This is a genomic window from Terrabacter ginsenosidimutans (assembly GCF_039539425.1).
GTDB lineage: Bacteria > Actinomycetota > Actinomycetes > Actinomycetales > Dermatophilaceae > Terrabacter > Terrabacter ginsenosidimutans.
The window spans coordinates 120,313-144,973 of the sequence record NZ_BAABDC010000007.1; the positions used below are offsets into that span (position 1 = coordinate 120,313).

Sequence of the window (24,661 nt, forward strand, 5' to 3'; positions counted from 1 at the left end):
CGGACATCATGCCATCCGGCTCGGCCGGCTGCGGACGCGGTGGTCAGCGGATGTGTCCGTCGCCCTCGACGATCCACTTCGTCGTCGTCAGCTCGGGCAGCGCCATCGGTCCGCGGGCGTGGAGCTTCTGCGTCGAGATGCCGATCTCGGCGCCGAACCCGAACTCGCCACCGTCGGTGAAGCGGGTGCTCGCGTTGACCATGACGGCCGCGGCGTCGACCTCCGCGGTGAACCGCCGGGCCGCCGCACGGTCCTCCGTGACGATGGCCTCGGTGTGTCCCGTGCCGTAGCGGCGGATGCGGTCCATGGCCTCGTCCAGGTCGTCGACGATCGCCACGCTCATCTCGAGACCGTGCCACTCCGTGCCGAAGTCCCGCTCGCTCGCGAGGTCGTATGCCGCCCCGGCCGCCTGCGCGTAGTCCGTGACCTCGGGCGCGATGTGCAGTCGCACGCCCGCGCCGGCGAGGTCGGTCAGGGCCTTGGGCAGGAAGTCCGCGGCGACGTCGCGGTGGACGAGGAGCGACTCCGCGGCGTTGCAGACACTGGGGCGGTGCGTCTTGGCGTTGAGGGTGATCGCCTGGGCCTTGTCGAGGTCTGCGGCGCGGTCGACGTAGACGTGGCACACCCCGACGCCGGTCTCGATGACGGGCACCGTCGACTCGCGCACGACGGTCTCGATGAGGTCGGCGCCGCCTCGGGGGATGACGAGGTCGACGTGGCCTCGCGCGGTCATGAGGGCACGGGCCGCGTCACGCCCACCCCCCTCGAGGAGGGTGACCGCGTCGGCGGGGAGCCCCTGCGCCGCAAGCGAGTCGCGCATCGCCTCGACCAGGGCGTGGTTGCTGCTGGCCGCGGCGGACCCGCCGCGCAGCAGCACGGCGTTGCCGGACTTCAGGGCGAGCCCGGCGGCGTCGACCGTGACGTTCGGACGCGCCTCGTAGATCATCCCGATGACACCCATGGGCACGCGCACCTGACGGATCTGGAGACCGTTGGGCAGCGTGGACCCGCGCACGATCTCGCCGACGGGGTCCGGCAGCGCCGCGACGTCACGCAGCGCCTGGGCGACCGCCGTCACCCGCGCCTGGTCGAGTCGGAGCCGGTCCTGAAGGCTCTCGCTCATGCCGCCGGCGCGGCCGCGCTCGATGTCCTCGGCATTGGCGGCGACCACGGCAGGGGCGGCCGCGTCGAGGGCGTCGGCGAGGAGCAGCAGGGCGGCGTCCTTCTCGGCGCGTGACATCAGGGCGAGGCGGCGGGAGGCGACGCGCGCCTTCTCCGCGAGCGCCGTCACGTGTTCGACGACAGCAGGGTCGATCGTCTGGGACATGCCTCCAGCGTAGGTCGTGGCGCCGTCACACGACCTCCCGCTTCCGGAGGCTGGACCGACGGACCGCCACGGGACCCGTGAGCCGGCCGGTCGCGCGCCGTGGAGGTCTCCGTCGCCGTCTGGTGATGGCGGTCGGCCGGTCCGTTCCGGACGGACCTGCAGTCGCCACGGTCCGTCACTAGAGTGCGAGTGTGTCGCCCCACTCCGTCATCAGCACCGCCCGACGGCTCGTCGTCAAGGTCGGTTCGAGCTCGCTGACGGGTCCCGACGGCGGGATCGACCACGACCGGCTTGTCGCGCTCGCCGACGCGCTGGCCCGCAAGCACCTCGACGGTACGCAGATCGTGCTGGTCAGCTCGGGCGCCATCGCGGCGGGGATCCACCCGCTCGGCCTGGCCAGCCGCCCGCGCGACCTGGCGACGCAGCAGGCTGCGGCCTCGGTCGGCCAGGGCGCCCTCCTCGCGGCCTACACGCGGGCCTTCGGAGCGCACGAGATCACGGTGGGGCAGGTGCTGCTCACCGCCGACGACGTCACCCGGCGCACCCACTACGCGAATGCCCGCCGCACGCTCGAGCGCCTCCTCGACCTCGACGTGCTGGCCATCGTCAACGAGAACGACACCGTGGCCACGAGCGAGATCCGCTTCGGCGACAACGACCGGTTGGCAGCCCTCGTCGCCCACCTCATCGACGCCGACGCCCTCGTGCTCCTCTCGGACGTCGACGCCCTCTACGACGCTCCGCCGAGCCGGCCCGGGGCGCAACGCATCCCGCTGGTGCGCGGCCCGCACGACCTCGTCGGCGTCGAGATCGGCGGCACCGGGTCCAAGGTGGGCACGGGAGGCATGACGACCAAGATCGAGGCGGCGCGCATCGCCACGGCCGCCGGCGTCGTCACGACGGTCGCGGCCGCCGAGCGCGTCGAGCAGGTCCTCGCCGGCGAGGACATCGGGACCATGTTCCTCCCCGTCGGGGTGCGGGGCCGGTCCCGGCGGCTCTGGCTGGAGCACGCGACGACGGCCCGCGGCCGGCTCATCATCGACGACGGGGCCGTGACGGCCCTCGTCGAGCGCAAGAAGTCGCTGCTGCCCGCCGGCATCACGGCCGTCGAGGGCACCTTCCACGACGGTGACCCCGTCGACGTGTGCAGCCCCGACGGGACCGCGGTCGCCCGCGGTCTGGTCAACTACAGCTCCAGTGAGCTGCCGGCCCTGCTGGGCCGGTCGACCAAGGAGCTGGCCCGTGACCTCGGTCCCGAGTACGAGCGCGAGGTCATCCACCGCGACGACCTCGTCGTCATCTGAGCCGCAGGCCGCCCGGCGACGGCGACGCCCGAGCGGCGAGGGCGAACCACGTCCGAACGCGGAAGTGGCCGCGCACACCCAAGGTGTGCGCGGCCACTTTCACCTGAGCGACGGCTCACGCCGACGCGACGATGCCCGGTCGAGACTCAGTGGTGCGTCGCCCTCTCGGCGCCGTGACCGGTCAGCGAACGGACCTCCATCTCGGCGTACTTGGCTGCGTTGTACTCCTTGCTCGTGACCGTCCCGATGTAGCCCAGGACGAAGCCGAGCGGGATCGAGATGATGCCGGGGTTGTCGAGCGGGAACCAGTGGAAGTCGACGCCCTGGAGCATCGAGGGGCTCTTCTTCGTCACCGGGTCGATGGCCTTGCCCGACACGACCGGGCTGAAGATGATCAGCGTGATGGCGCTGACCAGACCGCCGTAGATGCTCCACAGCGCGCCCCTGGTGTTGAACCGCTTCCAGAAGAGGGAGTAGAGGATCGTCGGCAGGTTCGCACTCGCGGCGATGGCGAAGGCGAGCGCCACGAGGAAGGCGATGTTCTGTCCGAGGGCGAAGATGCCACCGATGATGGCGATGGCGCCGAGGACCAGCGCAGCGAGCCGCGCGACCTTGACCTCCTCCTCGGGCGTGGCCTTGCCACCCTTGACGACCGTGTTGTAGATGTCGTGCGAGAGGGACGCGCTCGCCGTGATCGTCAGGCCGGCGACGACCGCGAGGATCGTCGCGAACGCCACCGCCGAGATGATGCCGAGGAGGATCTCGCCACCGAGCTCGAACGCGAGGAGCGGAGCGGCGGAGTTGACGCCACCCGGCGCGTTCTTGATCTCCTTGGCGCCCACGAGCTCTGCAGCCCCGAAGCCCAGCACGAGGGTGAAGAGGTAGAAGATGCCGATGAGCCAGATCGCCCACACGACCGAACGGCGGGCCTCACGGGAGGTCGGCACGGTGTAGAAGCGCATGAGCACGTGCGGCAGGCCCGCGGTGCCGAGCACGAGGGCCATCGACAAGGAGATGAAGTCGACCGGGTTCTTGTACTGCAGACCCGGCTGGAGCAGGTCCTTGCCGCCCGCCTCCTGGGAGGCCGCCGTGGCCTCGCCCAGCAGCGTCGAGAGGCTGAGGCCGAACTTGGCGAGCACCCAGACCGTCATGATGGCGGCACCGATGATGAGCAGGACGGCCTTGATGATCTGCACCCAGGTCGTGCCCTTCATGCCGCCGTAGATGACGTAGAAGATCATGAGGACGCCGACGACGACGATGACGAGCCGCTGGCCCACTGCGCCCTCGATGCCGAGCAGGAGCGCGACGAGGCCACCTGCTCCCGCCATCTGCGCGAGCAGGTAGAAGAACGAGACGACCAGGGTCGAGATGGCGGCGGCGATGCGCACCGGACGTTGGCGCAGCCGGAAGCTGAGCACGTCGGCCATCGTGTACTTGCCGACGTTGCGCAGCAGCTCTGCGACGAGGAGCAGCGCGACGAGCCAGGCGACGAGGAAGCCGATGGAGTAGAGGAACCCGTCGTAGCCGTTGATGGCGATGGCGCCCGCGATGCCGAGGAACGAGGCCGCAGAGAGGTAGTCGCCGGCGATGGCGATGCCGTTCTGCCGGCCGGTGAAGGCCCGTCCGCCCGCGTAGTACTCCGCGGCGCTGCGGTTGTTGCGCGAGGCCCGGATGACGATCGCCAGGGTGACGACGACGAAGAGGGCGAAGATGCCGATGTTGATGGCCGGGTTGCCGACCGTCGTGGCCGCAGGGACGACTGACGGGGCCGACGTGACGAGCGCGCTCACTGCTGCCCTCCCATCTTCTGGGCGAGGGCTTCGGCCTCGGGGTCGAACACGCGGTCGGCCCAGCGGGCGTAGACCATCGTGATGGTGAAGGTGGAGACGAACTGGAGGAGGCCGAGGATCAGGCCCCAGGTCACGTTGCCGATGACGCGCGTGCCCATGAAGTCCTTCGCGAAGACGGACAGCAGGACGTAGAGGAAGTACCACGCGAGGAACAGCGCGGTCAGCGGGAAGACGAACTTGCGGAACTTGCTGCGCAGCTGCGCGAACTCGGGTGAGTCCTGCATGGCGACGTTGGGATCGTCCACCACGCGCTCTGGAGCCTCTTTGCTCACTGGGCCACCTCCGGGGCGGTTGGTCGTGCTGTTCTTGGCGGGTCTCCTGGCTCGGCGCGGACCTGCTGCCGCCGACGCTCCCCCGACCGTCCGGTGGTGGGTCGACGCCCCTGTCGCTCCGCGCTGCCGGCCACAGGGCCGACGAGAGCAAAGGTAGGAGCCTCCGCGGGGTCCGGTGAGGCGCAGCGGGGGCGGCATCGCCCAGTGGCGCCGAGCGCTCGCCGTGCGCGGGTTCAGTCGCGACGAACGGTCGGCCGGGAGCGACGAGCGGTCGCGTCCCCGCTGGCGTATGCCGTGTGCTTCGCTCTCCCGCCCGTGTCCTCCGTGCCCGGCGACGTCACGGCACCCGTCGGCGCCGCCGAGGCCGGGCGGTCCCACCGTTCGGGGTGGAACGAGCCGCGGTTGAGGTCGATGTGCTCCGGGGCGTGGAGCCGCACCATGGTCTGTGCGACGTGCTCCGGTGCGCTCGCGCGGGTGGCGAGCGACACGAGCACCATCGTGGCGAACGACAGGGGCACGCTGACGGCGGCCGGCTGGGTCATGACGACGCCGAACCACCCGCCTGTCGCGATGCCGAACGTCGTCGACACGACGGCTCCCATGGACAGGCCACCGCCCGCGACCAGGCCGGCGATCGCCCCGCGCGCCGTGAGTCCCCGCCACCAGATCCCGAGCAGGAGCATCGGGCAGAACGTCGACGCCGCGACGGCGAAGGTCAGCTCGACGGCGTGCGCCACGGGGACGCCGGCGGACACGAGCGTGAGGGCGAGCGAGACGGTCACGACGATGACCGTCGAGAGGCGGAAGGTCCGGATCCCCTGCCGGTGGCCGCCTCCCCAGCGCACGAGGTCCTGGCTCACGACACCGGCGACCGAGACCACGAGCCCGGTCGACGTCGACAGGAACGCCGCGAAGGCGCCTGCCGCCAGCAGTGCCGTGAGGCCCTCGGCGACGGGCCCGTCGAAGAGCCGGCTCGGCAGCTCGAGCACGACGGTGTCGGCGCGTCCCGCCGCGACGAGGTCGAAGGCGACGTAGCGGCCGATGACGCCGTAGACGACGGGCAGCAGGTAGAAGCCCGAGAGCAGCACGAGCACTGCGAGGGTCGCTCGCCGTGCGGCGCGCCCGTCCCGGTTGGTGTAGAAGCGCACGACGACGTGGGGCAGGCCCATCGTGCCGAAGAAGGTGGCCAGCACGAGCGAGTAGGTCAGGTAGAGCGCGTGGTCGCCGCGCAGCGGCTCGACCCAGTCGGCGACGAGCACGGCGCCGACGTTCGGGTCGCTGCTCCGGTCCCCCATCGCGCCGAGGAGGAAGAAGAGCGGCGTCAGCAGGGCCAGCAGCTTGAGCCAGTAGTGGAACGCCTGGACGAGGGTGACGCTGCGCATGCCGCCGGGCAGGACGTTGAGGCAGACCACGAGGGCGACAGCCAGCTGGCCGACCCACGACGGGGCCCCGGTGAGGGTGCGGAGGGTCAGGCCTGCGCCCTGGAACTGCGGGATGAGGTAGAGCAGTCCGATCGCGACGACGAGCAGGCTCGAGGCCCTCCGCGCGACGACGGACTCGAGGCGCAGCTGGGCGAAGTCGGGCAGGGTGTAGGCGCCCGAGCGACGCAGCGGCGCAGCGACGAAGGTGAGCAGCAGCAGGTAGCCCGCGGTCCAGCCGATCGGCAGCCACAGCATGTCCACCCCGCGCGCCAGGATGAGACCTGCGACGCCGAGGAACGATGCTGCCGAGAGGTACTCGCCGCTGATCGCGGAGGCGTTGAGCACCGGGCTCACACCACGCGACGCGACGTAGAAGTCGCTCATGGTCCGCGAGAACCGCAGCCCGAAGGCGCCCACGGCGAGGGACGCGATCGACACCAGGACGACGGCGACGATGCTGGCCGCGTTGCTCACCGGTCACGCACCGCGGCTCACCGGCCCTCGAGCAGGTCGCTGAAGTCGTCCTCGTTGCGCTCGGACTGGCGCACGTAGAACCAGCCCAGGGTGATGATCTCGGCGAAGGCGACGACCGTGAGCAGGACCCAGGGCAGCGGCACGCCGAGCACGTCGACGTCGGCGATGCCGGGGACGGCCCGGAAGACCAGCGGCAGCAGGCCCAGGGTCGAGGCCAGGACGAGGAGGACCGCGAGAGCCAGTCGGAGCTGGCTGCGCATGAGGGAGGAGATGTAGACCTCACCGAGGCGCGTCTGCTCGTCGATCTCGGACGCGATCGAGACGCTCCGGGTGCGCGCGGCGGACGTGCGCGGGCTCGTGACGCGCACCCGCGCGCGCGGTGCGTCCTGGGGCGTCATGAGCCGCCGCGCCCGAGCGGCTGGGCGCGCCGGACGAGCAGGTCGCGGAGCGCGCGGGTGTGACGGCGGCTGACGACGAGCTCGTGGCCACCGACGACGACGGTCGTGCGTCCGCTCTCGGTGCGCCACTCGCTGATGTGTCCCAGGGCGACGAGCGAGGACCGGTGGATCCGCACGAAGCCCGCGTCCCGCCACTGGTCGGCCAACGTGGTGAGCGGAACGCGGACGAGGTGGCTCTCGGTGGCCGTGTGGAGGCGGGCGTAGTCCCCCTGCGCCTCGACGAACAGCACGTCGGACCGCGCTACGAGGCGGCTCACCCCGGCCAGCTCGACGACGATGCTCTCGTCGGTGGACGACGCGGCAGGCTCGCGCCCGTGGAGCTGCCGCACGACGCGCCGCACGGCCTGGTCGAGCCGCTCGTCCCGAACCGGCTTGAGGACGTAGTCGACGACGTTGAGCTCGAAGGCGTCCACGGCGTGCTGCTCGTGCGCCGTGACGAAGACGATCGGGGGCTGGGTGGTGAACCGTGAGAGCACCCGGGCCAGGTCGAGGCCGCTGAGGCCGGGCATCTGCACGTCCATGAAGATCGCGTCGACCTGCTCCTCGTGGAGCACGCGCAGGGCGGCCTCCCCCGAGCCGGCCGGCACGACCTGGCGCACGCACTCGTGGCGGCCGAGCATCCACACGAGCTCGTCGAGCGCGGGGGCCTCGTCGTCGACGGCCAGGACGCGCAGCAGCGGCTCCACGTCCGATGACGACGAGTCACCGTGGTTCTCGACGCTGTTGGAGGGACCGCTCACACGTGCACCCCCGGTCGGAACTTGGGCAGCCGGACGACGACCTTGGTGCCCGCGCCGGGAGCGGTCTCGACGACGAGCCCGTAGTCGTCACCGAACGCGGTCCGCAGTCGTTCGTCGACGTTGGCCAGCCCCACCGAGTCACTGCCCGGGTCGCCGGCCAGGACCCGCCGCACCCGCTCGGGGTCCTCCCCCACGCCGTTGTCCTCGATCGTCACGACGCACTCGTGGTCGGCGTCCTGGGCGAGGATGCTGATCTCGCCGCTGCCCTCGCGACCCTCGATGCCGTGCTGGACGGCGTTCTCCACGAGCGGCTGCAGGCACAGGAACGGCACGACGACCGGCAGCACCTCGGGGGCCACCCGCACGGTCACGGTGAGCCGGTCGCCGAAGCGCGCCTTCTCGATGACGAGGTAGGCCTCGATGGAGCGCAGCTCCTCGGCCAGCGTCGTGAACTCGCCGTGCCTGCGGAAGGAGTAGCGCGTGAACTCGGCGAGGTCGAGGAGCAGCTCGCGGGCGCGCTCGGGATCGGTGCGCGTGAAGGACGCGATGGCCGTGAGCGAGTTGTAGATGAAGTGCGGGCTGATCTGGGCGCGCAGGGCCCGGACCTCTGCCTCCATGAGGCGCGTGCGCGAGGCGTCGAGCTCGGCGAGCTCGAGCTGCCCCGACACCCAGCGCGCCACCTCGTTGGTCGCCCGGACGAGTCCGGCGGAGGCTCGCCCCGTGAAGACCTGCAGCGTCCCGACGACCTTCTCGTCGACGTCGAGCGGCGCGACGATGGCCTGGCGCACGATGCACGACGGTTCGGCGCAGGACACGTCGGCCCCGTCGACGACGGTCGTGCGACCGTGCGCCAGGGTGCCTGCGGAGATCACGGCCGGCTGGTGCGCGTGGTGTGAGCGCCCGCCGTCCCAGGCGAGCAGGCCGTTGGTGTCGGTCATCGCCACGGCGGTCGCCCCGAGGAGCGAGCGCAGGTGCTTGAGCGACTTCTCGGCCGCGGTGGGCGTCAGGCCCATCCGCAGGGGCGGCGACGCGAGCAGGGCCGTGTGCAGCGTGCGGTACGTCGCACGGTCGGCCTCGGTGCCGAGGTGACCGCGACGCCACAACGCGCCCCACGAGCTCATGCCGACACCCTATGCGGCCCCTTCCCCGTCGCGTGGGCACTGTTCCTCGCTGTCGAGACGCAGAGTGGGCACCTTCCCCGGGGGGAGGTGCCCACTCGGCGTCGCCGGAGGGTGCGGGTCAGGCGTCGTCGTCCTCGTCGGCGGCGACGTGCCACAGGCCCGAACGCCGCTCGGCGTCGAGCTCCTCCTGCGTCGCCGCACGGGCCGCGTAGCGGTCCTTCTGCGCCTCGCGCTTCTCGTCGCGGGTCGGACGCGCGGACTCGGACAGGCGCAGGTCGGTGCCGCGCGAGCCGAGCAGCTCGGCGCCGGCCTGCAGCGTCGGCTCCCAGTCGAAGACCACCGCGTCGTCGGTGGCCCCGATGACGACCGTGTCGCCGGCGACCGCGCCGACCTTGTAGAGCTCGTCCTCGACACCGAGCCGGCCGAGCCGGTCGGCGAGGTAGCCGACGGCCTCGTCGTTGCTGAAGTCGGTCTGGCGCACCCAGCGGACGGGACGCGCGCCGGTGACGCGGAAGAAGACGCCGTCGGGACCGTTCTCCTTGGTCACCGTGAAACCCTGGTCGTCGACCGACCGCGGCCGCAGCACGACGCGCTTCGGGACGGCATCGCCGATCTCCTTGCGGGCGGCGTCGACGTGACGCGCCATCGCGAAGCTCAGCTCGCGCAGGCCCTCGTGGGCGACGGCCGAGACGATGAAGACCTCGATGCCGCGCGCCTCGAGGTCGGGCTTGACCATCTCGGCGAGCTCGCGCGCCTCGGGCACGTCGGCCTTGTTGAGCACGACGATGCGGGTGCGCTCGGAGAGCGGTCGGCCACCGAGGTCGGCGTCGGGGACGTAGAGCGAGAGCTCGTTCTCGATGACGTCGAGGTCGCTCATCGGGTCACGGCCCGGCTCGAGGGTCGCGCAGTCGATGACGTGGACGAGGACCGAGCAGCGCTCGACGTGGCGCAGGAACTCCAGCCCCAGTCCCTTGCCCTCGTGGGCGCCCGGGATGAGCCCGGGCACGTCGGCGACGGTGAACCGGCTCGACCCGGCCGTCACGACGCCCAGGTTCGGGACGAGCGTCGTGAAGGGGTAGTCGGCGATCTTCGGCTTGGCGGCGGAGAGCACCGAGACGAGCGAGGACTTGCCGGCGCTCGGGAAACCGATGAGCGCCACGTCGGCGAGCGACTTCAGCTCGAGCACGACGTCGATGTCCTCGCCGGGCTCACCGAGGAGGGCGAAGCCGGGAGCCTTGCGGCGCGCGCTCGACAGGGCCTTGTTGCCCAGGCCGCCTCGGCCGCCGGCGGCGATCACGTGCTCGGTGCCCATGCCGACGAGGTCGACGATGATCTGGCCGGACGCGTCCTTGACGACGGTGCCCTCGGGCACCGCGAGCACGAGGTCGTCGCCGTCGGCGCCGTTGCGCTCGTCACCGGCGCCCGGAGCGCCGTTGCCGGCCTTGCGGTGCGGGTGACGGTGGTAGTCGAGCAGCGTCGTCGACGACGGGTCGACGCGCAGGATGACCGAGCCTCCCCGGCCGCCATTGCCGCCGTCGGGGCCACCGAGCGGCTTGAACTTCTCGCGCTTGACGGAGGCGACACCGTGCCCGCCCGCCCCGGCGCTCAGGTGCAGCACCACGCGGTCGACGAAGGTCACTGCCATGGGGGGTCACTCTTCCAGATCAGGGTGGGCGGACGGCATACGCAAGATGGCGAATGCCGTGTCGCCCGGGAAAGGCGGAAAGGGCGGGCCGCTCGGGCCCGCCCTTCCGGTACATCAGTGGTGATCGTGTCGATCACTCAGCGGCAGCGGTCTCCGGCTGCTCGATGTTGACGGTCTTGCGGCCGCGCTTGGTGCCGAACTTGACGGCGCCGGCGACGAGGGCGAACAGCGTGTCGTCGCCACCGCGACCCACACCCTCACCCGGGTGGAAGTGCGTGCCGCGCTGACGGACGAGGATCTCGCCCGCGTTGACCTTCTGGCCACCGAAACGCTTGACGCCGAGGAACTGTGCGTTCGAGTCGCGACCGTTGCGGGTCGAGGACGCACCCTTCTTGTGTGCCATGTCAGTCCTTCTCTCGTGAGTCTCTGGGTTCCGGGTGGATCACGCGTCGATGGCGGTGATCTTGACCTGGGTCAGCGGCTGACGGTGGCCCTGACGCTTGCGGTAGCCGGTCTTGTTCTTGTACTTCATGATGACGATCTTGGGGCCCTTGGCGGCCTTGACGACCTCGGCCTTGACCGACACCTTGGACAGCTTGTCGGCGTCGGACGTGACGGTGGTGCCGTCAACGAGGAGCAGCGGCGTGAGCTCGATGGCATCGCCGGGCTGACCCGTCACCTTGTCGACGAGCAGGACATCGCCCACCGACACCTTCTCCTGGCGACCGCCAGCGCGAACAATCGCGTACACAGTGAAACTCACTCTCTCATCAAGGGTTGGTATCGCCGCTTTCGGCACCGGCCCGTCAACACGGGCCCGGTGGGCGCACCAAGGACAAAGATTACCGGCTGGGAAGCCCCAGCTCCAAACCGAGGTCAGCTCTCGCCGTCACCCGTGCCCGCGCCCCGCGGCGGACCTGCCGGCGCGACGACCCGTCCACGACGGCGCCGACCGCGTGCAGCAGGCTGGACCTGGACCTCCGCCTCGACCGGGGCGGTGCCCGTGGACTCGACGGTCACCTCCGGCGCTGAGGACGCTGAGGACGCCGAGGACGTCGGGACCGCGGAGACGTCGGTCGTGTCGGTGACGTCGGACTCCAGCTCGACGTGCCCGCCACCCTGGGTGGCCTGCTCGTCGCCGGGGTCGACCGCGTGGACGTCGTCACCGGACCAGGGACCGTCGTCCTCGGGGAAGTGGTGGTGCGCGCCGTCCTGCGACGGGACGTCGGCACCGACCTCGGCACCCACCTCTGCGAGGGCCTCGGCCGCCGCCTCCCCCGCGGGCTGGCCCGAGGCGCTCTTGAGCGCGGCCGCGTGGGCCGCCGCCGCGATCTGGGCCGCCGTCGGGCCACCACTCCTGGACTCGGCGTGCGAGCCCTGCTGGCCCGACTGCTGGGGCGAGGTGCCGCCGCCGTTGCCGTTCTGGGTGCCACCCTGCCCGGAGCCCTGGCCGCGCCCCCGTCGGCGGCTGCTGCCGTTCTCCCCCTGACCCTGCTGGCCCTGCTGGCCCTGCTCCTGGGAGTGCGCACCCTTGTCGACGGGGTCGGTGTGGATGATGAAGCCGCGGCCGTTGCAGTGGTCGCAGGTCTCGGAGAAGACCTCGATGAGGCCCGAGCCCACCCGCTTGCGAGTCATCTGGACCAGGCCCAGCGAGGTCACCTCGGCCACCTGGTGCTTCGTCCGGTCGCGGCCGAGGCACTCGAGCAGCCGGCGCACGACGAGCTCCCGGTTGCTCTCGAGGACCATGTCGATGAAGTCGATGACGATGATGCCGCCGATGTCGCGTAGCCGGAGCTGGCGCACGATCTCCTCGGCCGCCTCGATGTTGTTCTTCGTCACCGTCTCCTCGAGGTTGCCCCCGGAGCCGACGAACTTGCCGGTGTTGACGTCGACGACGGTCATCGCCTCGGTGCGGTCGATGACGAGCGAACCTCCGCTGGGGAGCCAGACCTTGCGGTCCATCGCCTTCGAGAGCTGCTCGTCGACGCGGTGGTGCGTGAAGAGGTCCTCCTCGGCCGTCCACTTGCTGACCCGGTCGGCGAGATCAGGCGCGACCGACGAGATGTAGGGGTGGATCTCGTTCCACGCCTGGTCTCCGGCGACGACGAGCTGCTTGAAGTCCTCGTTGAAGACGTCGCGGATCACCCGGACGGTGAGGTCGGGCTCGCCGTGCAGCAGCATCGGGGCCTGACCACCGGTCGCGGAGCCGGGTGCGCCGTTCTTCTTCTTGCCCTTGCTCTTGCCGGCGCGCGGGCTAGAAGCCGCGTCGGCCTTGGCCTGGATGTCCTCCCACGTGCGGGTGAGGCGCTCGACGTCGGCGCGCAGCTCCTCCTCGCTCGCCCCTTCGGCGGCGGTACGGACGATGACGCCGGCTGAGTCCGGCACGACGTCGCGCAGGATCTTCTTGAGGCGGGCCCGCTCGGTGTCGGGCAGCTTGCGGCTGATGCCCGTCATCGAGCTGTTCGGCACGTACACGAGGTAGCGGCCGGGAAGGGAGATCTGCGAGGTGAGGCGGGCGCCCTTGTGGCCGATCGGGTCCTTGGTGACCTGCACGAGCACGGTCTGGCCGGAGCCCAGGGCGTTCTCGATGCGCTTGGGCTGGTTGGCCTCCAGTCCGGCGGCGTCCCAGTTGACCTCGCCGGCGTAGAGCACGGCGTTGCGCCCCTTGCCGATGTCGACGAAGGCGGCCTCCATGGAGGGCAGGACGTTCTGGACCCGGCCGAGGTAGATGTTGCCGGCCATCGAGACGTTCGTGGCCTGGTCGATGTAGTGCTCGACGAGCACACCGTCCTCGAGGACACCCATCTGGGTGCGCCCGTCCTTGTTGCGCACGACCATGACGCGGTCGACGGCCTCACGGCGGGCGAGGAACTCGGCCTCGGTGATGATCGTGCGGCGGCGTCCGGCCTCGCGGCCCTCGCGGCGGCGCTGCTTCTTGGCCTCGAGGCGGGTCGACCCCTTGACGGCCACCGGCTCGTCGCTCTGGCTGCGCGGCTGCCGCACGCGGGTCGAGACGTTGGGGGTGTCGTCGCCGGCGTCGGGCGAGGAGCCGGCGCGCCGGCGGCGTCGGCGGCGTCGGCTCGACACGCCTTCGTCGTCCGTGTCGCCCTCGGCCTCGCTGTCGGCGTCGGCCTCCTGGTCGGCGTCGACGTCCTCGGCGCTCTCGGCGGACGCGCCACGGGTGTCACCCGAGCCCCGGGAGGTGCCGGAGTCGGACTGCTGGTCCTGGGCGTCGTCCTCGTCGTTGACGCGTCCCCGACGGCCCTTGCCGCCACGGCGGCGGCGGGAACGGCGGGGCCCGTTCTCCTCGTCGGACTGCTCGTCAGCCTCGGTGCGACCCTCGGCGGCAGCCTCGGGCTCCGGGACGTCCTCGACGTGCTCCTCGTCCGGCTCCTCGACCTGCTCGAGCGGCTCGACCGGCGCTGCGCCTCGGCGACGGCGGGTCGGGACGGCCTGGGTCGCGTCGGGCGCCTGGAAGAGCACGCTGAAGCTGGGGACGACGGCCGGCTGGCGCCCATCGGCCTCGGCCGTGCCGAGCACGGGCAGGTCGTCGGTGTTCTCGGTCTCGTCGAAGGCGTCGACGTCGATGAGGACGGCGGGGTCGACGGCCGTACCGGTGGACCCGTCAGACCCGTCGGACCCGGAGGCCTCGGTGGACTCGGGACCTGCCGGCACGTCGCCCTGGGCGCCTGCGACGAGCTCCTCGACGGCGGCGCTGGCCCGGTCGGCCTTGCTGCGTGCAGCGCGCTTGGTGGTGCGGGGCGCCGCGGGCGCCTCGTCGGAGTCGGCCTTCTTGCGGGCGGCGCGCTTGCGTGCCGGACGCTTCGTCTCGCCGGCCTCGCTCGCGGGAGCGGCTACAGCAGCATCGTCGACCGGGGCGGCGGGAGCCGGCTCGACGGTCGGCTCGACCGTCGGCTCGACGCTCGGCTCGATCGTCGTGGCCTTCTTCGTGCTGCGGCGCGGGGCACGACGGCGAGGGGCAGGGGCGTCGGCAGCCGGGGCGCCCTGCGCAGAGGGCGCGTCGGTCTCCTGCCGGGCACTGCCCTGGTCGTGCTCGGCGGGGAACAGGGTCACGTCGTCGCCGGTGGTGGTGTCGTTGGGTGCCATCGGGCAGTCTCCCGTCAGGTGCGGTGCGACCCACACCCGGCCGGAGCCGCCGACACCGCACGAGTGCGGTTGCAGTCGTCGCGCCGCGTGTGCGACGGGACGGAAGTCGTCTCGCTACACCCGAAAACGGTTCGCGCTGGGCGCGGCCCCGTGATCGAATGCCGTCGACGTCCTGGTCGGCAACCGGTTCGCCGTCATGACCTGGCAGGTCATTCCAGCGGGTCGGTCACCCGCACGTTTGCGATGTCGAGCGGTCCCTGCGCCAGACGCGTCACCAGTGGCGGACGCGGAGGCTGCAGGTCGGCGATCTCACGCAGCGCGGTCAGAATGTCGTCGGGGCGTACAGCCGGTGTGGTGTGCCGTACGACCATGCGCAGTATCGCACAGTCGGACCCGACTACGTGAGTCGTGACCGTGTCGGCCAGCGCGTCGCGCGGCTCCAGCACCCGCGCGGAAACGATCGACGCCCGCACGTCGAAGGTGCGCGGGCCGGACTTCGTCAGCCGGGTCACCTCCGCGGTGTCGCGCTCCAGCAGGGCCGTCACGGCAGCCTGCAGGACCTCGAACGGCACGCCCGCGAACTCGAGCAGCCAGTCACTGGCCTCGAGGCGGTCGGCGAGGGCCCCGGGAGCGGCCTCGACGACCTGGAGGATGTCGATCCCCTCCGGAAGCGCCTCGTCGAGCGCGACCCTGACCGACTCGGGCTCGACGCGCTGGGTCACCGAGATCTCGAAGTACTCCGCCTCGCTGCCCGTGCCGGTGGCCGCGGCGTTGGCGTAGCTGATCTTCGGGTGCGGGTGGAAGCCCGCGGAAAAGGCCATCGGCACGTCTGCACGCCGCAGCGCCCGCTCGAGAGCACGCTGGAAGTCCCGGCTCGAGGTGAACCTCAGCCGCCCCCGCTTCGTGTAGCGGATCCGGAGCTTCTGGACCGCGGGGTCCGGGGCCGGACCCTCGGGGACGCGCTGACGTGCCTGACGAGCCATGCCCGGAAGGCTAGCCCGTCGGGAGCTCACGGCCCCAGCGGGCCGAGTCAGTCGGAGGCGAAGCCGCGCCGCTCGTCGGCGCGCCGCTGCCGCTCTGCCGTGTCCGCCTCGTCGAGCCTCGTCGCCTCGGCGAGGGTCGGTGCCGTGCCACCCATGCTGGCCGGGAGGAACTTCAGGTCGGGACCGGTGAGCGGCTCGTAGGCCGCTCGGGCGACGGCGAGCAGCTCGGCCATGACTGCCTTGTACTGCACGGTCACGGCGCCGGGGTCCGCGTCGGGGGCCACGGGGATCGGCTCGCCCACGTTGATGAGGATCGGGACGTTCGTGCGGCCGAGGCGCTTGGGGTGACCCTTGGTCCAGACGCGCTGTGACCCCCAGATGACGACGGGCAGGATGGGGACGCCCGCCTCGATCGCCATCCGCGCCGCGCCGGTCTTGAACTCCTTGAGCTCGAACGAGCGCGAGATCGTGGCCTCCGGGAAGACCCCGACGATCTCGCCCGATCGGAGCGCGGTCACGGCAGCGGCATACGACGCCGCACCAGCGGTGCGGTCGACCGGGATGTGGTGCATCCCCCGCATGAGGGGACCACTGACCGCGTGCGAGAAGACGCTGTCCTTGGCCATGAACCGCACGAGGCGCCCGGACTTCTGCGCCGCCAGGCCGGCGTAGGCGAAGTCGAAGTATCCGGTGTGGTTGACCGTCATCACCGCGCCTCCGGTGCGTGGCACGTTGTCGTCGCCGAGGATGGTGAACTTCAGTCCCTGCATCGCGAACACCCCGCGGGCGACTCCGATGACGGACGAGTAGACGGGCTCCATGGGGGACACTCTGCCCTGCGTGGCCACGCTTCGGCACGCCGAGGCCGGCAACCGGGCGTGCCGACGGACTGGGTTGACCGTGAGCACGAGGCGATCACGAGGCGATGCAGTGACGCAGGCCACGCTCGGGTCGGGTCCGGGCGCGCCGCGGCGGCAAAGGCGGTCGAGGGCACCCCGGCGCGCATGGAAGGATTGGCGCATGACTGACACGCCTGCCACCACGACCTCGCGGATCCCCGAGCGGCCCTCGCTCGACGGACTCGAGGAGAAGTGGATGCAGGTATGGGCCGACGAGGGCACCTACACCTTCGACCGCGAGAAGGCGCTGGCGCTCCCCCGTGAGCAGGTCTTCGCCATCGACACCCCGCCGCCGACCGCGAGTGGCAGCCTGCACGTCGGCCACGTCTTCAGCTACACCCACACCGACTGCATGGCGCGCTACAAGCGCATGCAGGGGCTCGAGGTCTTCTACCCGATCGGGTGGGACGACAACGGCCTGCCGACCGAGCGCCGGGTGCAGAACTACTACGGCGTCCGCGGCGACGCCAGCCTGCCCTACGAGGACGGCTTCACGCCGCCCTTCGAGGAGGGCGTCGACAGCAACGGCAAGGCCATCAAGGCCGCCGACCAGCGCCCCATCAGCCGCAAGAACTTCATCGAGCTGTGCGACGTGCTCACGGTCAAGGACGAGGTGACCTTCGAGTCCCTCTTCCGCCGCCTCGGCTTCAGCCTCGACTGGGACATCTCCTACCGCACCATCGACGAGCGCTCGCGCGCCGTCGCGCAGCAGGCGTTCCTGCGCAACCTTGCCCGCGGCGAGGCCTACCAGAGCGAGGCCCCGGGCCTGTGGGACGTCACGTTCCAGACGGCCGTCGCGCAGGCCGAGCTCGAGGCCCGGGACTACCCCGGCGCCTACCACCGCGTCGCGTTCCACCGTGACGGCGGCGAGCCCGTCCACATCGAGACGACCCGCCCCGAGCTCATCCCGTCGGTCGTCGCCCTCATCGCCCACCCCGACGACGAGCGCTACCAGCCGCTCTTCGGCACGACCGTCACCTCGCCCCTCTTCGGCGTCGAGGTGCCGGTGCTCGCCCACCGCGCCGCCGAGATGGACAAGGGCGCCGGCATCGCCATGTGCTGCACCTTCGGCGACCTCACCGACGTCATGTGGTGGCGTGAGCTGCAGCTGCCCATCCGCTCGCTCATCACCCGCAACGGCCGCCTCCAGGCCGAGACGCCCGATTGGATCGCCGGCGGTCCCGGCGAGGCGCTCTACGCCGAGTCGCTCGCGACGAAGACGACGTTCAGCGCCCGCGAGGCCGTGGTGGCCGCCCTGCGCGAGTCCGGCGACCTCGACGGCGAGCCGCAGAAGACGCAGCGCAAGGCCAACTTCTACGAGAAGGGCGACAAGCCCCTCGAGATCGTCACCTCGCGCCAGTGGTACATCCGCAACGGCGGCCGGGACGAGGCGCTGCGCTCGAAGCTGGTCGGCATGGGCGACGCCGTGGACTTCCACCCGGCCTTCATGCGCTCGCGCTACAAGAACTGGGTCGAGGGCCTCAACGGCGACTGGCTCATCTCCCGCCAGCGCTTCTTCGGCGTGCCCTTCCCCGTCTGGTACCCCGTCACTGCCGAGGGCGAGACCGACCACGGCCACCCGATCGTCGCTCCGGAGTCGGCACTCCCCGTCGACCCGCAGATCGACGTGCCGGAGGGCTATGACGAGAGCCAGCGCGGCGTGCCCGGTGGCTTCGTGGCCGACCCCGACATCATGGACACGTGGGCGACGTCGTCGCTGACTCCGCAGATCGCCGCCGGCTGGCCGGTGCGCGAAGGTGCAGCCGAGGCCGACCGGCTCGGCTCCGACGAGGCGTTGTTCGCCTCGCTCTTCCCCTACGACATGCGCCCCCAGGCGCACGACATCATCCGCACCTGGCTCTTCGCCACGGTGACGCGTTCCTACCTCGAGCACGGCGTCGCGCCGTGGCGTCACGCCGCCATCAGCGGCTGGATCCTGGACCCCGACCGCAAGAAGATGAGCAAGTCCAAGGGCAACGCCGAGACGCCCGAGGACGTCGTCAAGGCCAACGGTGCCGACGCCGTGCGCTACTGGGCGGCCTCGGGTCGCCTCGGCACCGACGCCGCCTACGACACCGGCCAGATGAAGGTCGGCCGCCGCCTGGCGATCAAGGTGCTCAACGCGAGCAAGTTCGCCCTGGGCTTCGGTGACGTGGAGGGCGACCTGCGGGCCGCGGTCACCCATCCGCTCGACCTGTCGATGCTCTCGGCGCTCGCCGAGGTCGTCGACAAGGCCACGCAGGGGTTCGAGAGCTGGGACTACACCCGCTCGCTCGAGGCCACCGAGACCTTCTTCTGGACCTTCTGCGACGACTACCTCGAGCTCGTCAAGGACCGGGCCTACGGCGGTCAGGGCGAGGAGGCTGCGGCCAGTGCCCGCGCCTCCCTGCGCCTCGCGCTCGAGACGTTGCTGCGCCTGCTGGCTCCGTTCATCCCCTACGCGACCGAGGAGGTCTGGTCGTGGTTCGGTGAGGGCTCGGTGCACCGGCAGTCCTGGCCGACGCGCGAGGAGCTGCCGTCCGGAGGCGACCCCACGCTGCTCTCCTCGGTCGGCGCAGCCCTGGCGGGCGTGCGCAAGGTCAAGTCCGAGGCCAAGGTCGGCATGCGCGCCGAGGTGCGCACCATGACGCTCGTCGCTCCCGCGAGGTCGGTCGCCCACGTGCAGGCAGCCGAGTCCGACCTGCGCGCGAGCGGACGCATCAGTGAGATGACGTATGCCGAGGGCGAGACGGTCGAGGTTCGCGACGCCGAGCTCGTCCCCGTCGACAAGGCGCCCAAACAGGGCTGATCCCTCGGCTTCGGCGCGGTCGTTGCCGACCTGACCTCTCAGGACGGCAACGATCGGGCCGCTACCGACCTGTGCGGCCCCGCGCTCGCATAGGGTCTCTCGCATGTCGAGGCGGGGGCAGCAGGTCGCCATCGCGGGTGGCGCCGTCGTCATGGCCGCTCTGGTCGTGGCGGCGATGGGCCAACCGCTGCCTCTCCTCTCACGCCCGGCCGACGCCGACACGGTCACCCGGCTGCCCACCCTGGCCTCGACGCCGCCACCGTCCGCGACCCCGGCCCCGACGGCGGCCACGAACACCGCCCCCTTCGACCCCTCGCCGGTGCTCATCGTCCTGGTCCAGCTGCTCATCGTTCTCGTCATCGTCATCGTCCTCGTCGTCCTGGCCCACCTCATCCGGTCGCTCCTGCGGCGACGGCCCCACTTCGAGCTCCACGAGGAGCCCGACTTCGCCATCCCGGTGGTGCCGACCGAGCTGCTGGAGGCGGCCCGCCAGCGGCTGCTCGACCTCGAGTCCGGAGAGCCGCGCAACGCCATCGTGGCGGCGTGGCTCGGGCTCGAGACCTCGGCAGCGGCGACCGGTCTGCCGCGACTGCCGGCCGAGACCTCGAGCGAGTACACCGAGCGCGTCATCGGCGTCTGGCCCGTCGACTCCGACCGGCTCGGCGACCTCGCTGCCCTCTTCCGCGAGGCCCGTTTCTCGGTGCACCCCCTCGGCGAGTCCCACCGCGACCGCGCCATCAGCGACCTCCGGGTGCTCATCGCCGACCTCGAGCAGGTCGCCGACCGGCAGGCCGCCGACCGGGCCAGGTCGCAGGCGACAGAGCCCGGAGCGCTGAACCCGTCGCCGGCCACGCGCAGGCGGTTGTCATGAGCAGCCAGCCGGACGGCACACCTGCTCGCACGCGCCGTGAGGCGCGGGCACTTGCCGCGACGACGGGCGCCCGCCCGCTACCCCGAGGTGCGGTGCGACGCGAGCCCAGCGCCGCACGCTCAGTCCTGGCGGCCCTGCGCCCCTGGCGGCGACGTCTCGTCGGCCTGTTCCTGACGTGGGTGGCGCTCTCGGCGCTGACAGCCGCGCTGGGCCTCGAGCCCGACGTGCCCGTCATCCTCGCCATCCTCGTCGCGGGGGCCCTGCTGCTCTGGCACCTCATCGACCACACCGCCCCCCATCACCTCACCCTCTGGCCCCTCGTCGACGGTGACTACGCCAGCCACTCACGCGGCAACGACTTCCGCGTCACGAACCTCGCGACTCGCCTCGAGGCCGCCGACACCCGTCGGGAGGGGCGCGAGAGCGTCGTCCACGACCTGCACCTGCAGCTGCAGGTGCTCATCCGCGAGCGGCTCTACGCCAAGCACGGCATCGTGGCAGAGGAGGAGCCCAAGTGGGCCCAGGGCGTGACGCCGCCCGAGCTCTGGGACCTGCTCGTCGGTCTCCCGCCCCCCGACCTCTACCGCCCGCAGCGCCTCGACCCCATCCTCCGACGAATCGAGCAGTGGTAATCCATGACCGAGATGAACCTGGCCCGGGTCAGCGAGCTGAGCAGCGCCGTCCTCGACGAGGTCGACCGCGCCGTCGTCGGCAAGCGAGAGGCGCTGCGGCTCGTGCTGTCGGGCATCCTCGCCGGCGGGCACGTCCTCATGGAGGACTTCCCGGGGCTGGGCAAGACGCTCGCCGCGCGCAGCTTCGCCCAGACGCTCGGGCTCGACTTCAAGCGGGCCCAGTTCACTCCTGACCTGCTGCCCGGCGACATCACCGGATCGTTCATCTACGACCAGCGTGCGGGCGAGTTCGAGTTCCGGGCGGGCCCGCTCTTCGCCGGTCTGCTGCTGGCCGACGAGATCAACCGGACACCGCCCAAGACGCAGTCGGCGCTGCTCGAGGCGATGCAGGAGAAGCAGGTGACCGTCGAGGGTCGCACCTTCCAGCTGCCCCGGCCCTTCCACGTCCTCGCGACCGCGAACCCCGTCGAGTACGAAGGGACCTACCCGCTGCCCGAGGCGCAGCTCGACCGTTTCCTCATGCGCATCTCGTTCGGCTACCCGACGCTCGACGAGGAGTGGGAGATCCTCTCGAACCGCATGGCCCGGCAGCGTGAGGAGCAGGAGCTCGAGCCCGTCGTCGACGCCGAGCAGCTGCTCGCGATGCAGGCCGCCATCGAGGCAACCGTCGTCGACGAGTCGGTCGGGCGCTACTGCGTCGCCCTGGCCGCGGCGAGCCGAACCCATGGCGACGTCCTCCTGGGCGCCTCGCCGCGTGGCGCGCTCGGCCTGCTCCTGTGTGCCCGGGCGTATGCCGTCGTCGACGGCCGTGACTACGTGACCCCCGAGGACGTCAAGGCAGTCGCAGTGCCCGTCCTGGCGCACCGCATCACCGTCAAGCCCGAGCTGTGGATGAGCAACGCGTCGGGCCACGGTGTCGTCGAGAGCCTGCTCCGGACGGTCGCGACCCCGTCGGCGCGTGAGCACCTCGCGACCGGCCCGACCAAGGGCGCCTGAGCGGCCATGCCCGAGTGGCGCCCGCACGGGACGACCACCCGCCGACTGGGCAGGTGGGAGTCGACGGCTGCCCACCAGCGGGCGATCGTGCTCGCGGCTGCGGGCGCCATCGTCGCGGTCATCGGCCGGCGGCCGGACCTGCTCGTCATCGTCACGCCGCTCGTCGTCGCCGCCCTCTGGGGCCACCTCGCCCGCCCTCGCGTCGAGGTCACCGGCACGGCACACCTCGGTGACACGACGTTGCGCGAGGGCGCGGTCACGGGCCTGCGGGTGAGCACCGAGCCGACGCTTCCCGAGCTGCACGGCATCGTCACCCTGGCGCAGGCGCCGTGGGTGGAACGCAAGCCCTCGGGCGGCATAGCCGAGCTCGAGGATGGCGCCGCGACCCTCGGCGTGCGGTCAACGCGCTGGGGGCGTCGCCGGGTGGGCACCGTCAGCATCGCGCTGACCAGCGCCTGGGGGGCGTTCAGAGCCGGTCCCCTGGACCTGCCCGACCTCGACGCGGCCACACTCCCGGTCCCCGCGTCGTTCGACGCCAGTGCCCCGACCCCGCATCCTCGCGGCATCGTCGGCCTCAACCGCTCCAACCGGCCGGGGTCCGGCTCCGAGTTCAACACGATCCGCCAGTTCCATCCCGGTGACCGGCTCCGGCGCATCCACTGGCCGGTCTCGCTGCGCACCGGCGCGCTGCACGTCACGTCGACCTTCACCGACGAGGACGCCCACGTCTTCCTGCTCGTCGACTGCCTGAGCGACCTCGGTCCCCGGGAGGGCATCGACGGGCGCCCGACGAGCCTCGACGTCACGGTGCGGGCCGCCGGCGCCATCAGCGAGCACTTTCTGCGCAGCAACGACCGTCTGACGCTGCGCACGGTCGGGGCGGCCGAGGTCCCGACGCTCGGGGTCGGGTCGGGCACCAACCACCTGCGGCGGGTCCTCGACACGCTGGCGGCGATCTCGCCCGCGACCGAGCGCCGCGACACGGGCGAGCGCGCCATCCGGGGCGTCGACCCGAACGCCCTGTGCCTGGTGCTGTCCCCGCTCATCGACCCGACGATGGTCGCTCTCGCGCACACCCTCGCCGTGCGGGGGATGACCGTGGTCGTCGTGGACACCTTCCCCGACCACCTCGTCGCCGACCCGACGAACGTCTATGCGGCGCTGGCCTGGCGCATGCGCCTGCTGTCCCGCAACGCCGAGGTCCATGCCCTGAGGCAGCGCGGCGTGCCCGTCGTGCCGTGGCGCGGAGCGGGTTCGCTCGACCAGGTGCTGAGGGACATCGCCCGACGCGCGTCCGCGCCCCGGATGGCGAGGCGGTGACCGTGCCCGAGCCGGCTGACGAGCGCCCGGCCGCACCCGCAGCAGCTGCGGCGACCCCGGCTGCGGCGACGACAGGTGCGAGCTCCGAATTCCCCACGACAGCGGCCGCGCCCGGTGTGCGGGGCGTCCGGAGCAGGGTGCGCGTGCGCCGCACCCTGTACCTGGGAGCCGGGTCCGAGTGGTCGCTGAGCCAGCTCGCCGCGGCCGCGGCTGCGATGGGCGGGGTCGCCGTCTACCTCGCGAGCCTGTCCTTGTCGGCCGGAGGTTTCGACGCCTTCTGGTGGGCGCTCGTCCTGCTGCCGTTGCTCACCATGGCCTGGGCCGGCTCCGCGGCGCCCCTCGCCTACTGGGCCCTGATGCTCTTCGGCTGGTTCACCCTCACGCCGGCAGGGACCTTCTCCTGGTGGTCGCTGCCGGCCGCAGCGGGGTGCATCGTGGCGCACGCCGCCACGGCGCTGTCCGCCTCGTCACCGCCCGCGGGCTCGGTGACCGCACGGACGGCACGACGCTGGACCCGTCACACCGCCGCAGCGTTCGCCGCCGCCGTCCCCGTCGCGGTGCTGGCGGGGCTGCTGGACGGCCGCTCGCTGGGACTGGTGCCGACGGCATACGTCATCGGCCTCGGCGGGGTCGCCGTGGGCCTGTGGTTCGTCCGCACGAGCCCGCCCGTCAACCCGGGGTGAGCCCACGTTTGCCAATGCCGCACCCCCGATCTATTCTCTGAATGAAACGAAACAGTTTCGTTTCATCGGCGGGAGAACCGGGGTGAGCATGAGCACGACCAACGCGAGCACGACCGGCGCGAGCACGACGGACGCGGCCCACGCGAGCCGTCCGCGGGTGGCAGGTGACCGCGAGGTCGAGATCCTCGAGGCGGCCATCGAGGTGCTGCGTGAGACCGGCTACGACCGGCTCACCTTCGACGCCGTCGCCACCACGGCCCGGGCGTCCAAGGCGACGCTCTACCGGCGGTGGCCGCACAAGCGCGACCTCGTCATCGACGCCGTCGGACTGTTCATCGACTGCCCCGCCGAGCAGGATCCGGACACCGGCACCCTGCGTGGCGACCTGCTCGCCCAGGCGTGCGCCGACGGAGGCCTCGACGACGAGGTCGTCATCGGCACGTGGGGGGCGCTGCTCCCCGTCATCCACCGCGAGCCCGACCTGGCACGCGGCATCCACGAGCGGTTCCTGGCCCCGAAGATCGAGGCCGCCCGCACCATCTTCGAGCACGCCCGACAGCGAGGCGAGATCGGCGACGACGCCGACCTCGACACCCTGCTGATGATCCTGCCGTCCCTGTCGATCCACGAGGCCCTGCTCTCGGGACGACGACCGGGGCCGGACCGCATCGCCGAGTTCGTGGACAGCGTCGTCCTCCCGGCGTGCGCCGCCACCCTCGCCTCCGCGCCCAGCACCCGCTGAGCCGGACCGCGACGCGGCGTCCACA

At 71.6% G+C, this 24,661-nt stretch carries 21 protein-coding genes; 8 read left to right on the forward strand and 13 right to left on the reverse strand.

The window, feature by feature from the left end; genetic code table 11:
* Window positions 1–43 precede the first annotated feature (43 nt).
* On the reverse strand, window positions 44–1,327 hold the full coding sequence (locus ABD831_RS18185; RefSeq protein ID WP_344949978.1) for a glutamate-5-semialdehyde dehydrogenase: 1,284 nt from the start codon (window positions 1,325–1,327) through the stop codon (window positions 44–46).
* Between the two features lie 191 nt (window positions 1,328–1,518).
* On the opposite strand from ABD831_RS18185, the gene proB reads away from it, so the two are divergent.
* Entirely contained in the window at window positions 1,519–2,631 is a 1,113-nt protein-coding gene (gene proB / locus ABD831_RS18190) for a glutamate 5-kinase (protein WP_344949981.1), read from the forward strand.
* A 146-nt stretch (window positions 2,632–2,777) separates the two neighbouring features.
* On the opposite strand, the gene ABD831_RS18195 is transcribed toward proB, so the two are convergent.
* The 12 genes from ABD831_RS18195 to ABD831_RS18250 all read right to left on the reverse strand — a co-directional run bounded on the left by ABD831_RS18195 (window position 2,778) and on the right by ABD831_RS18250 (window position 16,526).
* Window positions 2,778–4,424 (reverse strand): solute symporter family protein, encoded by a 1,647-nt coding sequence (locus ABD831_RS18195; RefSeq protein WP_344949984.1) that lies wholly within the window; start codon window positions 4,422–4,424, stop codon window positions 2,778–2,780.
* Window positions 4,421–4,708: a DUF485 domain-containing protein gene (locus ABD831_RS18200; protein WP_185744907.1), complete on the reverse strand. Its 288-nt coding sequence runs from the start codon at window positions 4,706–4,708 to the stop codon at window positions 4,421–4,423. The genes ABD831_RS18195 and ABD831_RS18200 overlap by 4 nt, the downstream gene beginning before the upstream one ends.
* A gap of 281 nt (window positions 4,709–4,989) precedes the next feature.
* Complete coding sequence (locus tag ABD831_RS18205; RefSeq protein WP_344949986.1) at window positions 4,990–6,651, reverse strand: sodium/solute symporter; 1,662 nt, start codon at window positions 6,649–6,651, stop codon at window positions 4,990–4,992.
* 17 nt (window positions 6,652–6,668) lie between these two features.
* Window positions 6,669–7,049: a hypothetical protein gene (locus tag ABD831_RS18210; RefSeq protein WP_344949988.1), complete on the reverse strand. Its 381-nt coding sequence runs from the start codon at window positions 7,047–7,049 to the stop codon at window positions 6,669–6,671.
* Window positions 7,046–7,849, reverse strand: a complete 804-nt coding sequence (locus ABD831_RS18215) for a LytR/AlgR family response regulator transcription factor (RefSeq protein WP_344949990.1) — start codon at window positions 7,847–7,849, stop codon at window positions 7,046–7,048. The genes ABD831_RS18210 and ABD831_RS18215 overlap by 4 nt, the downstream gene beginning before the upstream one ends.
* Window positions 7,846–8,970 carry a sensor histidine kinase gene (locus ABD831_RS18220; RefSeq protein WP_344949993.1) on the reverse strand — a complete coding sequence of 375 codons (1,125 nt, stop codon included), beginning with the start codon at window positions 8,968–8,970 and terminating at the stop codon, window positions 7,846–7,848. Before ABD831_RS18220 ends, ABD831_RS18215 begins: the two co-directional genes overlap by 4 nt.
* Window positions 8,971–9,088: 118 nt before the next feature.
* On the reverse strand, window positions 9,089–10,615 hold the full coding sequence (obgE, locus tag ABD831_RS18225; protein WP_344949996.1) for a GTPase ObgE: 1,527 nt from the start codon (window positions 10,613–10,615) through the stop codon (window positions 9,089–9,091).
* 133 nt (window positions 10,616–10,748) lie between these two features.
* Window positions 10,749–11,018, reverse strand: coding sequence for a 50S ribosomal protein L27 (gene rpmA, locus ABD831_RS18230; protein ID WP_030200289.1), 270 nt, complete (start codon window positions 11,016–11,018; stop codon window positions 10,749–10,751).
* A 39-nt stretch (window positions 11,019–11,057) separates the two neighbouring features.
* On the reverse strand, window positions 11,058–11,366 hold the full coding sequence (rplU, locus tag ABD831_RS18235) for a 50S ribosomal protein L21 (protein ID WP_142180216.1): 309 nt from the start codon (window positions 11,364–11,366) through the stop codon (window positions 11,058–11,060).
* 125 nt (window positions 11,367–11,491) lie between these two features.
* Window positions 11,492–14,722 (reverse strand): Rne/Rng family ribonuclease, encoded by a 3,231-nt coding sequence (locus tag ABD831_RS18240; protein WP_344950000.1) that lies wholly within the window; start codon window positions 14,720–14,722, stop codon window positions 11,492–11,494.
* A gap of 209 nt (window positions 14,723–14,931) precedes the next feature.
* Window positions 14,932–15,705, reverse strand: coding sequence for a TIGR03936 family radical SAM-associated protein (locus tag ABD831_RS18245; protein WP_344950003.1), 774 nt, complete (start codon window positions 15,703–15,705; stop codon window positions 14,932–14,934).
* A gap of 47 nt (window positions 15,706–15,752) precedes the next feature.
* Window positions 15,753–16,526, reverse strand: coding sequence for a lysophospholipid acyltransferase family protein (locus tag ABD831_RS18250; RefSeq protein WP_344950006.1), 774 nt, complete (start codon window positions 16,524–16,526; stop codon window positions 15,753–15,755).
* Between the two features lie 199 nt (window positions 16,527–16,725).
* Here ABD831_RS18250 and valS point away from each other — a divergent pair, with 199 nt between their 5' ends.
* The 7 genes from valS to ABD831_RS18285 all read left to right on the forward strand — a co-directional run bounded on the left by valS (window position 16,726) and on the right by ABD831_RS18285 (window position 24,636).
* Window positions 16,726–19,392 (forward strand): valine--tRNA ligase, encoded by a 2,667-nt coding sequence (gene valS / locus ABD831_RS18255; protein ID WP_344950009.1) that lies wholly within the window; start codon window positions 16,726–16,728, stop codon window positions 19,390–19,392.
* A 103-nt stretch (window positions 19,393–19,495) separates the two neighbouring features.
* Entirely contained in the window at window positions 19,496–20,263 is a 768-nt protein-coding gene (locus ABD831_RS18260; RefSeq protein WP_344950012.1) for a DUF4129 domain-containing protein, read from the forward strand.
* On the forward strand, window positions 20,260–20,895 hold the full coding sequence (locus ABD831_RS18265; RefSeq protein ID WP_344950015.1) for a hypothetical protein: 636 nt from the start codon (window positions 20,260–20,262) through the stop codon (window positions 20,893–20,895). Before ABD831_RS18260 ends, ABD831_RS18265 begins: the two co-directional genes overlap by 4 nt.
* 3 nt (window positions 20,896–20,898) lie before the next feature.
* A complete protein-coding gene (locus ABD831_RS18270; protein WP_142180039.1) occupies window positions 20,899–21,891 on the forward strand; it encodes an AAA family ATPase in 993 nt (330 codons plus the stop codon).
* A 6-nt stretch (window positions 21,892–21,897) separates the two neighbouring features.
* Entirely contained in the window at window positions 21,898–23,211 is a 1,314-nt protein-coding gene (locus ABD831_RS18275; protein WP_344950021.1) for a DUF58 domain-containing protein, read from the forward strand.
* Window positions 23,212–23,354: 143 nt separating this feature from the next.
* Complete coding sequence (locus tag ABD831_RS18280; protein WP_344950024.1) at window positions 23,355–23,894, forward strand: hypothetical protein; 540 nt, start codon at window positions 23,355–23,357, stop codon at window positions 23,892–23,894.
* Between the two features lie 88 nt (window positions 23,895–23,982).
* Complete coding sequence (locus ABD831_RS18285) at window positions 23,983–24,636, forward strand: TetR/AcrR family transcriptional regulator C-terminal ligand-binding domain-containing protein (protein WP_142180036.1); 654 nt, start codon at window positions 23,983–23,985, stop codon at window positions 24,634–24,636.
* Window positions 24,637–24,661: the final 25 nt, after the last annotated feature.

Excerpts from the sequence above, each read along its gene's own strand:
- ABD831_RS18185 (WP_344949978.1), bottom strand. The coding sequence starts at position 1,327 with ATGTCCCAGACGATCGACCCTGCTGTCGTCGAACACGTGACGGCGCTC.
- ABD831_RS18200 (WP_185744907.1), bottom strand. The coding sequence starts at position 4,708 with ATGCAGGACTCACCCGAGTTCGCGCAGCTGCGCAGCAAGTTCCGCAAG.
- ABD831_RS18210 (WP_344949988.1), bottom strand. The coding sequence starts at position 7,049 with ATGACGCCCCAGGACGCACCGCGCGCGCGGGTGCGCGTCACGAGCCCG.
- ABD831_RS18220 (WP_344949993.1), bottom strand. The coding sequence starts at position 8,970 with ATGAGCTCGTGGGGCGCGTTGTGGCGTCGCGGTCACCTCGGCACCGAG.
- obgE (WP_344949996.1), bottom strand. The coding sequence starts at position 10,615 with ATGGCAGTGACCTTCGTCGACCGCGTGGTGCTGCACCTGAGCGCCGGG.
- rpmA (WP_030200289.1), bottom strand. The coding sequence starts at position 11,018 with ATGGCACACAAGAAGGGTGCGTCCTCGACCCGCAACGGTCGCGACTCG.
- ABD831_RS18240 (WP_344950000.1), bottom strand. The coding sequence starts at position 14,722 with ATGGCACCCAACGACACCACCACCGGCGACGACGTGACCCTGTTCCCC.
- ABD831_RS18245 (WP_344950003.1), bottom strand. The coding sequence starts at position 15,705 with ATGGCTCGTCAGGCACGTCAGCGCGTCCCCGAGGGTCCGGCCCCGGAC.
- ABD831_RS18250 (WP_344950006.1), bottom strand. The coding sequence starts at position 16,526 with ATGGAGCCCGTCTACTCGTCCGTCATCGGAGTCGCCCGCGGGGTGTTC.
- valS (WP_344950009.1), top strand. The coding sequence starts at position 16,726 with ATGACTGACACGCCTGCCACCACGACCTCGCGGATCCCCGAGCGGCCC.
- ABD831_RS18260 (WP_344950012.1), top strand. The coding sequence starts at position 19,496 with ATGTCGAGGCGGGGGCAGCAGGTCGCCATCGCGGGTGGCGCCGTCGTC.
- ABD831_RS18265 (WP_344950015.1), top strand. The coding sequence starts at position 20,260 with ATGAGCAGCCAGCCGGACGGCACACCTGCTCGCACGCGCCGTGAGGCG.
- ABD831_RS18270 (WP_142180039.1), top strand. The coding sequence starts at position 20,899 with ATGACCGAGATGAACCTGGCCCGGGTCAGCGAGCTGAGCAGCGCCGTC.
- ABD831_RS18275 (WP_344950021.1), top strand. The coding sequence starts at position 21,898 with ATGCCCGAGTGGCGCCCGCACGGGACGACCACCCGCCGACTGGGCAGG.
- ABD831_RS18285 (WP_142180036.1), top strand. The coding sequence starts at position 23,983 with ATGAGCACGACCAACGCGAGCACGACCGGCGCGAGCACGACGGACGCG.